Source organism: Streptomyces sp. NPDC048172 (assembly GCF_043202595.1).
Lineage (GTDB): Bacteria > Actinomycetota > Actinomycetes > Streptomycetales > Streptomycetaceae > Streptomyces.
This window is the reverse complement of sequence record NZ_JBIDAT010000005.1, coordinates 413,517-427,763: the sequence shown is the minus strand read 5'-3', so window position 1 is coordinate 427,763 and position 14,247 is coordinate 413,517. Positions and strand designations below refer to the sequence as shown.

10 protein-coding genes are annotated in these 14,247 nt (G+C 72.3%); 7 read left to right on the top strand and 3 right to left on the bottom strand.

What is annotated here, in order from left to right; genetic code table 11:
- Positions 1–144 precede the first annotated feature (144 nt).
- Positions 145–1,152, bottom strand: a complete 1,008-nt coding sequence (locus ACGF3A_RS23610) for a pyridoxal-phosphate dependent enzyme (RefSeq protein WP_393732649.1) — start codon at positions 1,150–1,152, stop codon at positions 145–147.
- Between the two features lie 222 nt (positions 1,153–1,374).
- On the opposite strand from ACGF3A_RS23610, the gene ACGF3A_RS23605 reads away from it, so the two are divergent.
- The 4 genes from ACGF3A_RS23605 to ACGF3A_RS23590 are packed head-to-tail and all read left to right on the top strand — an operon-like array spanning position 1,375 to position 4,926.
- Positions 1,375–2,250 (top strand): ABC transporter ATP-binding protein, encoded by an 876-nt coding sequence (locus ACGF3A_RS23605; protein ID WP_393732239.1) that lies wholly within the window; start codon positions 1,375–1,377, stop codon positions 2,248–2,250.
- On the top strand, positions 2,247–3,089 hold the full coding sequence (locus tag ACGF3A_RS23600; protein WP_393732238.1) for an ABC transporter permease: 843 nt from the start codon (positions 2,247–2,249) through the stop codon (positions 3,087–3,089). Before ACGF3A_RS23605 ends, ACGF3A_RS23600 begins: the two co-directional genes overlap by 4 nt.
- Complete coding sequence (locus ACGF3A_RS23595; protein WP_393732237.1) at positions 3,086–4,294, top strand: sensor histidine kinase; 1,209 nt, start codon at positions 3,086–3,088, stop codon at positions 4,292–4,294. The genes ACGF3A_RS23600 and ACGF3A_RS23595 overlap by 4 nt, the downstream gene beginning before the upstream one ends.
- Positions 4,291–4,926, top strand: a complete 636-nt coding sequence (locus tag ACGF3A_RS23590) for a response regulator (protein ID WP_393732236.1) — start codon at positions 4,291–4,293, stop codon at positions 4,924–4,926. Before ACGF3A_RS23595 ends, ACGF3A_RS23590 begins: the two co-directional genes overlap by 4 nt.
- A 27-nt stretch (positions 4,927–4,953) precedes the next feature.
- Here the strand turns inward: ACGF3A_RS23590 and ACGF3A_RS23585 are convergent, their stop codons facing one another.
- Complete coding sequence (locus ACGF3A_RS23585; protein ID WP_393732235.1) at positions 4,954–5,754, bottom strand: alpha/beta fold hydrolase; 801 nt, start codon at positions 5,752–5,754, stop codon at positions 4,954–4,956.
- Positions 5,755–5,758: 4 nt separating this feature from the next.
- Positions 5,759–7,081 carry an MFS transporter gene (locus tag ACGF3A_RS23580; RefSeq protein WP_393732234.1) on the bottom strand — a complete coding sequence of 441 codons (1,323 nt, stop codon included), beginning with the start codon at positions 7,079–7,081 and terminating at the stop codon, positions 5,759–5,761.
- 184 nt (positions 7,082–7,265) lie between these two features.
- On the opposite strand from ACGF3A_RS23580, the gene ACGF3A_RS23575 reads away from it, so the two are divergent.
- From ACGF3A_RS23575 to ACGF3A_RS23565, 3 genes are read left to right on the top strand one after another with little or no spacing between them, the layout of a single operon-like run.
- Positions 7,266–12,947 (top strand): SDR family NAD(P)-dependent oxidoreductase, encoded by a 5,682-nt coding sequence (locus ACGF3A_RS23575; protein ID WP_393732233.1) that lies wholly within the window; start codon positions 7,266–7,268, stop codon positions 12,945–12,947.
- Positions 12,948–13,006: 59 nt separating this feature from the next.
- Positions 13,007–13,210 (top strand): MbtH family protein, encoded by a 204-nt coding sequence (locus ACGF3A_RS23570; RefSeq protein ID WP_393732232.1) that lies wholly within the window; start codon positions 13,007–13,009, stop codon positions 13,208–13,210.
- A 5-nt stretch (positions 13,211–13,215) separates the two neighbouring features.
- Positions 13,216–14,187: an LLM class flavin-dependent oxidoreductase gene (locus tag ACGF3A_RS23565; RefSeq protein WP_393732231.1), complete on the top strand. Its 972-nt coding sequence runs from the start codon at positions 13,216–13,218 to the stop codon at positions 14,185–14,187.
- Positions 14,188–14,247 lie beyond the last annotated feature (60 nt).

Here is a 14,247-nt window from a genome sequence, read left to right as displayed (position 1 = left end):
CGGACGCACGACCCAGGACACAGAGCAGCCGCGGGGGGGGGGGGGGGGGGGGGGCGGCGGCCGCCCCCCCCCCCCCCCCCCCCCCCCCCCCGCCGCGCGCCCCCCCCGCCCCCCCGCGGGCCCCCCCCCCCCCCCCGCGCCGGTTCACACCTCGACGTGGAAGCGCAGCCCGTCCTCGCGGAGCCGCCGGGTCACGTCGGCCACGGCCGCCGTGAGGGACGTGCTGTCGAGCCACGCGTCGTCGTACACCGTGCCCAGGTACTTCTGGCCGCCGTCCGGGCACACGCACAGCGCCCTGCGCGGGGGCGTCCGCCGGGTCAGGTCGCCCAGATAGCTGTACAGCGCGCTGCCGCTGGAGCCGCCGAGCCGGATGCCGGTGTCCTCGTGGAACGCGCGGCACGCGGCCACCGTCGCCTCGGGAGGGACACGGGCCGCCGCGTCGTAGGAGGCCGGGGTGAGGAACGAGGACGCCCTGCTGGCGCCGAGCCCCGCGATCAGCCGCCGTCCGCCCGTACCGCCCGTGACCAGGGACCCCGTGGAGTCCACGGCCACGATCCGGATGCCGGGGGCCACGGCCCGCAGATGCGCCGAGATCCCGGCGAGCGTTCCGCCGGTGGAGACGGCGACGTACACGGTGTCCAGCTCGGGGCCGCCCTGCCGCACGATCTCGGGGCCCGTGGTGCGCTCGTGGATGAGCGGGTTGGCCCTGTTGTGGTACTGGTTCGGCCAGCGGTGGCCGGGGTGGGCGAGGCACAGCTCGCGCACCGTCCTGAGCCTGCTGAGCAGGTAGCCGCCCTGGCCGTCGGGTTCGTCGACGGACCGCAGCTCCACGCCGCTCTCCGTGAGCGCGTCGCGCGTCGGCTGAGGCGTACGCGCGTCGACGACCGCGATGAAGTGGCAGTCGATCTGGCGGACCAGCCTGGCGAGCGCCAGACCGAGGTTCCCCGACGTCGACTCGATGACGACGGTGCCGGGCACGAGCGGCTTCAGCCGGTCGATGTCGAGCAGCAGCCCGGTGGCCGTCCGGTCCTTGATGGAGCCCGTCGGATTGAGGCTCTCATGCTTCAGCAACAATTCGTGCGCACGCCCTCGGTATTCGACGACGACGAACGAAGTCGGAGTAGCGGTGACGTTGTCGCGCAGCTCTTCCATTCGCCGCAACACGTGAAATCTCCCCGGGACGCGCAAATAAGTCGTCGGCCTCAGCATCTGCCGCCGGATGTGTTTCGGGAAGACGCATGGCGACTTGTGGCCACACGCGACCCGGGGGCATTCCGGATCGGCCCGGGCACCGGAGTGTCCACCGATCGATGGACAACCGGTTCCGCCCACAGGTCGCTACTGATCGTGAGCCGCCGCGATCATCCTGGAGCCATGACCGAATCAGCAGTACATGTCAGGGGCTTGGTCAAGCGGTACCACGGCACCCCGGTCGTCGACGGACTGGACCTGGACATCGCCCCCGGCGAGGTGTTCGCCCTGCTCGGGCCGAACGGCGCCGGGAAGACCACCACAGTGGAGATCCTGGAGGGGTACCGGGCACGGGACGACGGGAGCGTCACCGTGCTCGGCGAGGACCCGGGCAAGGCGGGCCGTGCCTGGCGCGGCCGGATCGGCATCGTCTCGCAGACCGCCACCGACGCCTCGGAGCTGACGGTCCGCGAGGTGGTGAGGCACTTCGCCGGCGTCTATCCGCGGCCCCGGGACCCGGACACCGTCATCGACCAGGTGGGGCTCGGCGAGCACGCGGGCAAGCGGATCGGCAGGCTCTCCGGAGGCCAGCGGCGCCGGGTGGACGTGGCGCTCGGCGTCATCGGCGACCCGGAGCTGCTGTTCCTGGACGAGCCGACGACCGGCTTCGACCCGGAGGCCCGGGTGCGGTTCTGGCAGCTCATCCGGCACCTCGCCGCCGAGGGCACCACGATCCTGCTCACCACGCACTACCTCGACGAGGTCGAGGCGCTGGCCAACCGGGTCGCGGTGATCGCCAAGGGCCGGGTCCTGAGCGTCGGCGACCCGGCGACGCTCGGCGACCGTGCCAGCGCGGGCGCCGTCGTGAGCTGGCGCGAGGACGGCCGGCTCGTGGAGGAGGTGACCGCCAACCCCGACCAGTTCGTGGCCGAGCTCGTGCGGCGCAACTCCGGGAACGTGCCCGACCTGTCCGTCCAGCGGCCGAGCCTGGAGGACGTCTACCTCCAGATGATCGGCAAGACGCAGACCACCGACGAGCCGCAGAAGGAGTCGGCATGACCACCCAGGTGCCCCGCGTACGAGAGGCGCGGCCCGCGCCGCCCAGCCTCCTCCGGATCGGCGTGGCGCGGGGAGGGCTGGAGCTCAGGCAGTTCTTCCGGGAGCGGGACGCGGTCGTCTTCACCTTCTCCCTGCCCGTCGTGCTGCTCCTGCTGCTCGCCGGGATCTTCAACGACAAGGTGCCCGAGACCGGCGTCCCGGCGAGCCAGATCTTCGCGGCGAGCATGATCGCGGCGGGCATCATGTCCACCACCTTCGTCAACCTCGGCAACGGGATCGCGCAGGACCGCGACGACGGCACGCTCAAGCGGCTGCGCGGCACGCCGACGCCGCTGGCGGCGTACTTCCTCGGCAAGGTGCTCCTGGTGCTCGTGGTGAGCTTCGCCGAGGTCGTCCTGCTGCTCGCGGTGGGCAAGGGGCTGTTCGACCTGCCGCTGCCCGGTGACGTGACGAAGTGGCTCGTCTTCGCCTGGGTGTTCGTGCTCGGCGTGATCGCCTGCGCGCTGCTCGGGATCGCGATCAGCAGCGTGCCGAAGTCCGCGAAGAGCGCGTCGGCGGTCATCACGCTGCCCTTCATCGGACTACAGTTCATCTCCGGTGTCCTGTTCAATCCGATCAACGAACTGCCGTCCCCGCTGGTGGAGATCGGGTCCTTCTTCCCGCTGAAATGGATGGCCCAGGGATTCCGGTCGGTGTTCCTGCCGGATTCGATGACGTTCCAGGAGGTTGCGGGCTCATGGGAACTGGGGCGGATCGCCTTGGTGCTGGCGGCGTGGTGCGTGGGCGGCCTGATCCTGTGCATGCTGACCTTCCGGTGGAAGAGCAGCAGGCAGGGGTGACCAGGGTCCGGGACGAGTGGCTGCGCGGCTACCTGGGCTGGGACTGCTACTACGTCCTGGCGTTCGTCGCCGCCATCGCCTTCGTCCAGGTGCTGGAGGACTCCACCGCGACGAGCCAGCCGCTCGCCACGCTGCTGCTGGTGTGCTGCGCCGTCTGGTACGCGGGATACGGCAGGGCGCTGATGCGCGCCGACGACGAGAGCTGGCGGGGCCTGCTGTACCTCGGGGTCCTGCTGGTCCTCTTCACGGCCGCCGACATCCTGGCCTCGGCCAGCTCGATCGCGCTGGTCGCGATCATCCCGCAGGCGTACTGGACACTGCGTCCCCTCGCCGCGACGGGCGCCGTGGCGGTCTTCGCCAGCGCGCCCGTCGTGGTCGATGTCTTCCGCGCCGACGGGACGCTCAAGACGGTCGTCGACCAGGGCCCGTCGACGCTCGTGATCATCGTGTTCTCGGCCATCTTCGGGACGTGGGCCCACCGCATCATCGAGCAGAGCCGCGAGCGGGCCGAGCTCATCAAGGAGCTGGCCTCCACGCGCCAGGAGCTGGCCGAGATGGCCAAGGAGGCGGGCGTGGCGGCCGAGCGCGAACGGCTCGCCGGTGAGATCCACGACGCCATCGCCCAGGGTCTGAGCAGCATCGTGATGCTCGTCCAGGCCACCGGGTCGACGCTGGACAGGATGACCGGGCTCCCGGAGGAGCACGGCGCCTCCATGGAACGGGCGCGCGGTCAGCTCGACCTCGTCGCCAGGACGGCGCGGGAGAGCCTGGCGGAGGCGGGCGCGCTGGTCGAGGCGCTGCGGCCGACGGCGCTCGACGAGTCGGCCTCGCTCCCCGAGGCGCTGCACCGGCTGACCGACAGGGCGGCCGAGGGCAGCGGGCTCACGACGCGGTTCTCCCTGCGCGGCAGCCCCGACGCGCTGCCCGTCGCCGTCGAGGTGGTGCTCCTGCGCGTCACCCAGGAGGCCCTGGCCAACGTGCGCAAGCACGCCCGGGCCTCCAGCGTCGACGTCGAGCTGGGCTACGAGGACGAGGTCGTCGCCGTGCGGGTACGGGACGACGGGGTCGGCATCGACCCCGCGGCCGAGCCCGGGGGGTACGGGCTCGTGGGAATGGAGAGGCGCGTGGCACAGGTCGGCGGGAGCAGGGAGCTCCACAGCGTGCCCGGCGAAGGGACCACGGTGCAGGTGGAGGTGCCCAGATGAGCGACCCGATCACGGTGCTGATCGCGGACGACCACCCCGTCGTACGGGCGGGGCTGTGCGCGATGCTCGCGAACGAGGCGGACCTGGAGGTCGTCGGGGAGGCGGGGACCGCGGACGAGACCGTGGCGATGACGCGCCGGCTCGACCCCGACGTGGTGCTGATGGACCTGCGGATGCCGGGCGGCGGCGTCGAGGCCACCGCCCGGATCACCGAGGGGAAGCTGCGGAGCCGGGTCCTCGTGCTCACCACGTACGGCTCCGACGACCAGATCCTGAGCGCCGTGGAGGCGGGGGCCACCGGCTATCTGCTCAAGCACGCCGACCACGCCGATCTGCTCCAGGCGATCCGCAGCGCCGCGGCGGGCGAGGCGGTGCTGGCCCCCTCGGTCGCCGCCAAGCTGACCCAGCGCGTGCGCAGCCCGCGGAAGGACGCCCTCTCCGCGCGCGAGGCCGAGGTGCTGCGGCTGGTCGCCCGCGGGCTGACCAACCCCGCCATCGGAGCGGTGCTGTTCATCAGCGAGGCGACGGTGAAGACGCACATGCTGCGGATCTTCGGCAAGCTCGGGGTCGACGACCGGACGGCCGCGGTGATGGCGGCGGTCAGCCGCGGACTCATCACCGTCGACGACTGACCGGGCGACCGTGCGGGCGCCGTGTCCTCAGTCCACGTCCGCGAGGAAGTCCACGAGCAGCCGGTTGACCTCGGCGGGGCGCTCGATGAAGCCGAAGTGCCCGCAGCCCGCCACCTCTTCGTAGCGGGCCCCGTCGATCGCGGCGGCCACCTCGGCCCCGAGTGCCGGCGGCGTCACCGCGTCGTAGGGGAAGGCCACGACGAGCGTGGGGCAGGCGACGGCGGACAGCTCGTCGCGCCCGGCGTCGACCGCGAGCGTCGCCTGGTACTGGAGCGCGGCCCCCTCGCCCGTGACCGGGCTGAGCGTCATCAGGTCGAGCCACTCCCCGGCGAACCTGTCGTCGAGCAGTGTCGCCGGGGCGAAGAGCTGGAGCATGGTGCTGGTCGCCGCGTAGTCGACGGGGACCTTGCCGGATCGCGCGGCCTCGGCGAGGGCCTCCACCGAGGCGGCGACGAAGCGCGGCGTACGGGCCCGGGTGCCGAGCAGCGTGAGCGAGCGGACGAGGTCCGGCCTGACGACCGCCAGCCGCTGCGCCACCATCGCGCCGAGCGAGGCGCCGACGAGGTGGCAGGGGCCGCCAGCCGCGTGCTGGACGAGCCGCGCCGCGTCCGCGACCAGGTCCGCGAAGCGCCACTGCCCCTCGGCCGCGTGCTCCTCCGTGGTGCCCCGGTGGTCGGTGGTGAGCACGCGGTGACCGGCCGCGCGCAGCGCGGGGGCCTGGTGCAGCTCCCATATCGTCGCGCGCGTCGCCGCCGGGGGGAGGAGCAGCACCGGCTCTCCCGTACCGGTGGAGACGTACGGGGGCGGGCCCCCGGGCCGTGGTGTCATCGCGTCAGTCCTCTCTGCCCGCGCGGTAGTCGGGCGACCAGATGCCGTCGCGCAGCTTGAGGGCCGCCACGACGCAGAGCGTGCCCGCGATCAGCGCGGCGAGGAACAGCGGGGTGCGCAGGCCCGTCTCCTTGCCGAGCACGGCCTGGGACGCGGTGACGAGGGCGCCGCCGAGCAGGGAGCCCAGCGGCAGCGGACCCCAGGCGAGCAGACGGTAGATGCTGTTGACCCTGCCGAGCAGTTCCTCGGGGACGATGCGCTGCCGGTAGCTGACCGTCAGCACGTTCCAGACCGTGGAGAACAGGCCGCCGCCCGCGATGGCGCAGGCCACGACGATCGCGTTGCTCGCGACCCCGATGGCCAGGCTCGTCACCGCGTTGCCCGCCAGGCTGATCAGCAGGATGCGCCGGGAGCCGGCCTTCTTCTCCAGGGTGCTGGTGAACCAGGCGCCGAGCATCGAGCCGACGCCGCCCGCGAGGAAGAGCAGCCCGAACTGGGCCGCTTCGAGCCCCAGCACCGTCTGCGCGAACAGCACCTGGGTGGAGAGCGCGATGGCGCTGCTCAGGTTCAGCAGGCCGAGGAAGAGGCCCAGGGGGCGCAGCAGGGGATGCTGCCAGAAGTAGCGCAGCCCCTCCGCCATCTCCGAGCGCATCGTGCGGCGGCGCCGCTCCCGTTCGCGCGGGGCCAGGACGACCAGGCACATCAGCGCGGCGGCGAGCGCGAACAGCCCGCCCTCGACCAGGAACGGCAGCGTCAGCGAGGCGCCGAGCAGCAGTCCGCCGAGCCACGGCCCCAGAAAGAGTCCGCCGACCGTGTCGGTCATCACCAGATAGCCGTTGGCCCGTTCGAGCAGCGGTGCGGGGACCAGTTTCGGGACCACCACCTGGCTGGTGTTCTCGTTCAGCACGGTGGCCGAGCCGATGAGGAAGGCGGCGGCGTAGAGCAGCACCAGCGTCGTCGCGCCGGTCGCCACGCTCAGCGCGATGCCGCCCGCGACGAGCACCCGGAACAGGTGCGTGAGCACGAGGATCCAGCGCTGGTCCGCCCGGTCGATGAAGACACCGGCGGGCAGGCTCGCCAGCAGCCACGGCAGCTCCAGCAGCATGGCGACGCCGGAGATGAGCATCGCGTTGTCCGTGACCGAGGTGGCGAGCCAGGGGAAGGCCACCGAGCTGATGCCCGACGCCAGATTGGCCAGCAGCATCCCGCCGCACACGGCGGTGAAGCCGAGGCCGAAGCCCCGGCGCGCCGCCTCGCCGCCCGCCTGGCCGCCCGCCTCGTCGCCTGCTTCGTCGCTCGCTGCCGGTGACTCCGGCGCCGCGCTCACGTGGCCCGCTTCCCGCCGCTGAATTCCGCCTGCATCGGCTCAGCACACGCCAGTGCCCGCGGCTCCGTCAACGCGCTGTCGAGTTCTCGCCAGCAACCCCGCCGACCCTTGAGATCGCCCCGTCCGGTCAACAGGCTTGCGAGCCACGGAATGGATTCGGCGCTCGTTCCCTCGGGGGACGGCCGTGCGCCCGCGGCATTCCTTTGCTCGGGTTTCTGAAGGGGGAACCGTGGAGAAGAACAGCAGCGGTCATGTTGCCGTGATCGGAATGGCAGGAAAGTTCCCGGGAGCGCGAGACGTCGGAGAGCTCTGGCAGAACCTCGTGGCCGGTGTGGAATCCATTACGTTCTTCAGCGACGACGAGTTGCGTGCCGAGGGGGTCAGCGAGGAACGCCTCGCCGATCCGAACTACGTCAAGGCGGCGCCGATCGCCCCGGACACCGAACTCTTCGACCCCGGCTATTTCGGGATGACCGTACGCGAGGCGGAGGTTCTGGATCCGCAGCACCGGGCCTTCCTGGAGGCGTGCGACGGCTCGCTGCAATACGCCGGATACGCGCCGGGCACCTTCTCGGGGCGCATCGGGGTGTACGGCGGAATCGGGCCCAACCACTACCTCGACCTCTATGTGAAGCCCAACCCGGACGCGTACAAGCTGCTGGGCGGTCTCGCCGCCAACATCGCGAACATCAGCGACTACGTGGCCACCGGCGTCTCCTACCGGCTCGGCCTCGAAGGACCCGCGCTGACCTGCCTCACCGCCTGCTCGACCTCGCTGGTCGCGCTGCATCTCGCCTGCCAGGCGCTGCGCGCGGGGGAGTGCGAGATGGCCCTCGCCGGGGGCGTCGAGGAGTTCCTGCCGAAGATTTCGGGATACGTGTATTCCGAGGGCGGGATGTACTCCCCGGACGGGCATTGCCGGGCCTTCGACGCGAAGGCGAAGGGCACCATCTTCGGCAGTGGCTGCGGCGCCGTTCTCCTCAAGCCTCTCGAAGCCGCGCTGCAGGACAGGGACAACATCGTCGGCGTCATCAGGTCGACCGCCATCAACAACGACGGCGCGCAGAAGGGGGCGTTCGCGGCGCCGAGTCCCGAGGGCCAGTACGCGGCCGTGATGGACGCCTGGCACAAGTCGGGAATCGACCCCGCGACCCTCAGCTACATCGAGGCGCACGGCACCGGAACATTCGTCGGCGACCCCATCGAAGTGAACGCTCTCGGCCGTGCCTTCGGGGAATTCACCGACCGCAAGCAGCACTGCGCCGTCGGCTCGGTGAAAACGAACGTGGGGCATCTGGGAGCCGCCGCTGGAGTCACCGGACTCATCAAGACGCTCATGTCCATGAAGCACCGGATCCTGCCGCCCAGCCTGAACTTCGACGAGCCCAATCCGCAGATCGACTTCGACTCCTCACCGCTCTACGTCAACACCGAACTCGCCCCGTGGATTTCCGACTCCGGCCCGCTCAGGGCGGGTCTGAGTTCGTTCGGCGTCGGCGGTACCAACGCGCACGTCGTCCTGGAGGAACCGCCCGCGCTGCCCGTCGCGGCACCGCCCGCGCGTACCCATCAGCTCGTCGCGCTCTCGGCGCGTACGCCCACCGCGCTGGAGTCGAGCGCCACGGCCCTCGGCGAGCACCTGCGCGAGAACCCCGGGCAGTTCGCCGACGCCGCCTACACCCTGGCCGTCGGCAGGGAGCAGCGGCCGGTGCGCGGCTTCCTCGTCGCCGACCGCGCCGAGGGCGCAGCGGACCGGCTCGCCGCCGGTGTGCCGCAGCCCAGCCCCGCGCTGGTGCCGAGCCGTGGGACCCGCCGCGAGACGGCCTTCATGTTCCCCGGACAGGGCGCGCAGTACGCCGGGATGGGCAGGGAGCTCTACGAGCGGGAGCCGGTGTTCGCCGCCGAGGTGGACTCCTGCGCGAAGACGCTCGCCGAGCACACCGGCTGGGACCTGCTCGCGCTGCTCCACCCGCCGGAGGACGAGCACGAGCGCGCCACGGCACGGCTGACCGAGACCGAGGTCACCCAGCCGGCGATGTTCGTGTTCTCCTACGCGCTCGCCACGCTGCTGGGGAGCTGGGGGATCCGGCCCGCCGCGATGGTCGGGCACAGCGTCGGCGAGTTCGTCGCCGCGACGCTCGCCGGGGTCTTCTCCCGCGACGACGCCCTGCGCCTCGTCGCCGACCGCGGGAAGCTGATGCAGGCGCTCCCCGGGGGATCCATGCTCTCCGTCCCGCTCGCGGAGGAGCAGCTCGCCCCGATGCTGACGGACGACCTGAGCGTCGCCGCCGTCAACGCGGCCCACGCCACGGTGGTCTCGGGCCCGGAGGAGAGCGTCGCCGACCTGCGGGCGCTGCTGGCCTCCCAGGGCGTGGAGGGCAGGCCGCTGCACACCTCGCACGCCTTCCACTCCCGCATGATGGACCCGATCCTCGACGACTTCGAGGCCCGCGTGGCCGCCGTCGGGCGCGGTGAGCCCACCGTGCCGTTCGTCTCCAACGTGACCGGCACATGGATCACCGCCGAGGAGGCCACCGACCCCGGCTACTGGACCCGGCACCTGCGCAGCGCCGTCCGCTTCGGCGACGCCGTACCGCTGCTGCTCGACGGCGACGGCGGGCAGCGCGTCCTGCTGGAGGTCGGCCCGGGCAACACGCTCACCTCGCTCGCCCGCCAGGGGCTCGACACCGACAGGGCCGGACTCGCCGTGCCCACCGTCCGGCACGCCAAGCAGCGGCAGTCCGACGTGGCCGTCCTGCTCGGCGCCCTCGGGCAGGCCTGGCAGATCGGCGCCGACCTCGACCTCGGCGCCCTGTGGCGGGAGGAGGAGCGCGGCCGTATCCCGCTCCCGCCGGTTCCCTACGAGAAGATGCGCTGCTGGCTCGACGCCGACCCCGCCGCCGTCGGCACCGGGAGCGGCACGGCGGGCACGGGCGCCGACGCCGGGGAGACGGGCCCCTACTACGTGCCGAGCTGGCGCGAGCAGACGCTGCTCGGCGCTCCCGCCGTCGACACGGAGAGCACCTGGCTGGTGTACGGGTCGGGCTCGCCCACCGTCGCCGCGCTGGTCGAACGGCTGCGCGCCGAGGGCGCCACCGTCTTCCTCGTGGAGCAGGGCGACGCGTTCGCCCGCGACGGCGAGGGGCGCTTCACGGTGCGGCCCCGCGAACTCCAGGACCACCTGGAGGTGTTCACGGACGTCCTGGCGACCGAGCCGTCGGCGCTGCGCGTGGTGCACGGCTGGCTGGTGGGCGACGTCCCCGGCGACACCCCGCGCGAGCGCGCCAGGACGGGGCTCGACACCGGCTTCTTCAGCATCCTGACCGCGGTCCACGCCCTGACCCGCCGCACCGTCGAGATCCCCCTGGACCTCGTGCTGCTGACGAGCGACGCGGAGCCGGTCACCGGCGACGAGCCGCTGGAGCCGGTCAAGTCGGGCGTCCTCGGCTTCGTCAAGCTGCTGCCCAAGGAGCTGTCGCAGACCAGGTGCCGGTCCATCGACGTCACCGGGGGCGGCGCCGCGGAGACCCAGGTCGGCCAGATCCTGCGGGAGATCGCGCACGGCGACGAGGAGCGCGCCGTCTACCGGGGCGGGCGGCGCTGGGTGTGGGAGCACCAGGAGGTGGACCTCCCGCCCGAGAGCGACACCTCCCGCTTCCTGCGCGACGGAGCCGTCTACCTGATCACGGGCGGTCTCGGCGGCATCGGCCTGGTGACCGCCAAGGACCTCGCCGAGAAGCACGCGGCCAAGCTCGTCCTGATCGGCCGCAGCGGCCTGCCGCCGCGCGAGGAGTGGGACGCGTGCCTGGCGCGGGGCGGCGCGGAGGGCGCCGACGAGGCCGACGCGGCGACGGCGCGCCGCATCCAGTCCGTCCGCGAGGTGGAGGAGCTGGGCGGCGAGGTCCTCGTCTGCGCGGCCGACGTCACCGACGCCGACGCGATGCGCGCCGTACGCGCCGACGCCGAACGGGCCTTCGGCCGCGTGGACGTCGTGCTGCACGCCGCGGGCATCACCGGCGGCGGGATGATGGAGGCCCGCTCGCAGGACGACGCCGAACGCGTCATGGCCGCCAAGGTCTTCGGCACCCTGGCGCTGGACGAGGTGTTCGGCGACGACGTCGACGCGCTCGTGCTGTACTCCACCTTCGCCATCTTCACCGGCGACTTCGGCCTCGGCGACTACGTCTCCGCCAACGCGATCATGGACGCCTACGCCCACGCACGGGCCGCACGCGGCGGCCGGGGCCACATCGTCTCCGTGAACTGGCCGATCTGGCAGGGCCTCGGCATGGCCGACAAGGTGGACGCCCCCGACCTGCTGCTCGACTTCGAGATGGGCGACCGCTACCAGGAGGTCGCGCACCCGCTGCTCGGCAGCCGCCTGATCCGCTCCGGCAACGACAACGCCATCTTCGTCAAACGGCTCTCGACCGAGGACTGGGTGACCGCCGAGCACACCGTCGGCGGCCGGCCGACGATGCCCGGCACGAGCCTGATCGAGATCATCCGTGCCGCCTACCAGGAGGTCACGGGCTCCGCCACCTGCACCGTCAGCCACCTGGTCTTCCAGCGCCCGCTCTCGTTCGACACCAGCCACTCCGTGCACGTGCTGCTGGTCCCGGACGGCGAGCGGCGGTACACGGCGGTGATCCGGGACGCCGACAACGACCAGGGCGAGATCCTGGACTACACCACCGCCAAGGTCGGACCCGGCGAGGACGGCCCCGCCCCGGCGCACCCCCTCGACGAGTGGCGCGCGCACTGCCACCTGCCCGACGAGCGCGAGAGCAGGGAGGACGCGGACGGCCTGGTGTGGCTCGGGCCCCGCTGGGACGCCATCGCCGGGCACGGCAGGAGCGAGGCGGCGCCGGGCGGCCGCTTCGACGAGCTGGCCACGATCGAGCTGGCCGAGGACTTCCGCGCCGACCTCGACGCCTTTGTGCTGCACCCGGCGATGCTGGACTGCGCCACGTCCATCGCCCAGCACATCATCGGTACGAGCGACAGCTCCTATCTGCCGTTCGGCTACGACCGCATCGTCGTACGGGCGCCGCTCCCGGCCCGCGTGCACAGCCGTATCCGGCACCTCGACGACACCACGGGCTCGATGGTGCGCACGGACGTGACCGTCGTGGACGACGAGGGCACGGAACTCGTCGCCATCGAGGGCTTCACGCTGATCGCGGTGGGCGGCGAGGACGCGACGCAGGCCACCGAGGGCGCCGCGAACCGGTCGCCGGGCGACGCCGGACAGGCCGGACAGGCCGGACAGGCCGGACAGAGCACGGCCCCGGCGGTCGCGGACGGCACCGGGATCGACGTCGGCACGCAGCTCGAACTGGCCCTGCTGCGCGTCAACGAGCGGGAGTTCGGCATCCGTGCCGAGGACGGCTACCCCATGCTGCGGGACATCCTCGACTCCGGCGTCGCGCCCCAGCTCATCCTCTGCCCCGACAGCTTCACCCGGCGCCTCGGCTTCGCGCGGGAGGTCACCAGGGACGCGCTGCGCGAGCAGCTCGCCGCGGCCCCGCAGCGCACCGTCACGGCGAGCCCGCGGAACCTCGCGACCCCGTACGTCGAGCCCGAGACCGACACCGAGCGCGTGATCGCCGAGATGTGGGCCGAGACCCTCGCCGTGGACGCGATCGGCATCGACGACGACTTCTTCGACCTCAACGGCAATTCGCTGGTGGCGGTGCAGCTCGTCGCCCGCATCAGGGAGCGGTTCGAGGTGGAGGTCGCGGTGGCGAACCTCTTCGAGGCGCGCACCGTCCGGGGCCTCGCCACCGAGGTCGAGAGCGCGCTGCTCGCCCTGGTCGAGGGGCTCTCCGACGCGGAGGCCGCGGACAAGCTCGCCGCCAACTGACAGCCACCACGACCACCACGACCACCACGGGCCCACGGGCCACCAGTGAGGAGAAGACCGTGTTCGACGACGACGAGGACCGCGAGTACACCGCCGTGGTCAACGACGAGGAGCAGTACTCGATCTGGCCGAAGGGCCGCGAACTGCCCGCGGGATGGCGGGAGGTGGGGGTGTCGGGAAGCAAGGACACCTGCCTCCAGTACATCAAGGAGGTCTGGACCGACATGCGTCCCAAGAGCCTCCGCGAGCGGATGAGCGCCTGATCGCGATGGAGAGTGAGCGCAGCGCGGCCCCCCGCAGCGGCATCGTGCTCGAAGGCCAGGACATCACGGCGTCCGAGCTGCTGGAGCGCGCCCGGATGGCGGAGAAGGCCGGGGTCGACTCGGTGTGGCTGGTGCAGCTCCCGACCATCCGGGACAGCGCGAGCGTGCTCGCCGCCATGGCCGTCACCACCGAGCGGGTACGGCTCGCCGCGGGCGTGCTCCCGTACTACAGCCGTCCGCCCGTGGTGATGGCGCAGACCGCGGCGGCCATCGACGAGCTCTCGGGCGGCCGGTTCACGCTCGCCGTGGGGACCGGCCACCGGATGATCGCCGAGTGGAGCCTCGGCCGGAAGCCGGGCCCGGCCGTCGCGGAGCTGCGCGAGTACGTGGGCGCCGTGCGCGGCCTCCTCACCGAGGGGGAGGTCAACGCGGAGGGCGACTGGTTCCGGGCGCACGGGATCTACAGCTCGCCGCGCCGCGCGGACCAGCCCGTGTTCCTCGGCGCCTTCGGGCCGAAGCTGTGCCGCCTGGCGGGCGAGATCGCCGACGGCGTCGCGCTGTGGATGTGCACCCCGGAGTACGTACGGGACGTGGCGCTACCCCATATCCGCGCCGGACTGCGGCAGGCGGGACGGGACCCGGAGGGGTTCCCGGTCACCGTCATGATCCCCGGCATGGTCTCGGACGACCTCGAAGCCGACCGCGAGGTGCTCCGCACCTACCTCTCGACGTACGCCCGGGTGCCCAACTACCGGCGGATGTACGAGGCGAGCGGCTTCGCCGACGAGGTGAACAGCCGGCGCATCGGCGACCGGCTGCTCGACGGCGTCGGCGTCGTCGGCGACGAGGAGCACGTCAGGGCCGGGGTCGCCCGGTACCACGCGGCGGGCGCGACCGAGGTCGTGCTCACCCCCATGGCCAGTGCCCACTACGACCCCGCGCTGCTCCAGCGCACGGCCGAGGCGCTGGCCGGGTGACCGGCGGGCGCCGGTCACCCGGTCCATCCGGTCCATCCGGTCCATCCGGTCCACCCCAGG

Bases quoted from the DNA above. Each gene is read 5' to 3' on its own strand.
- ACGF3A_RS23590 (WP_393732236.1), top strand. From the start codon at position 4,291: ATGAGCGACCCGATCACGGTGCTGATCGCGGACGACCACCCCGTCGTA.
- ACGF3A_RS23585 (WP_393732235.1), bottom strand. From the start codon at position 5,754: ATGACACCACGGCCCGGGGGCCCGCCCCCGTACGTCTCCACCGGTACG.
- ACGF3A_RS23610 (WP_393732649.1), bottom strand. From the start codon at position 1,152: ATGGAAGAGCTGCGCGACAACGTCACCGCTACTCCGACTTCGTTCGTC.
- ACGF3A_RS23605 (WP_393732239.1), top strand. From the start codon at position 1,375: ATGACCGAATCAGCAGTACATGTCAGGGGCTTGGTCAAGCGGTACCAC.
- ACGF3A_RS23565 (WP_393732231.1), top strand. From the start codon at position 13,216: ATGGAGAGTGAGCGCAGCGCGGCCCCCCGCAGCGGCATCGTGCTCGAA.
- ACGF3A_RS23600 (WP_393732238.1), top strand. From the start codon at position 2,247: ATGACCACCCAGGTGCCCCGCGTACGAGAGGCGCGGCCCGCGCCGCCC.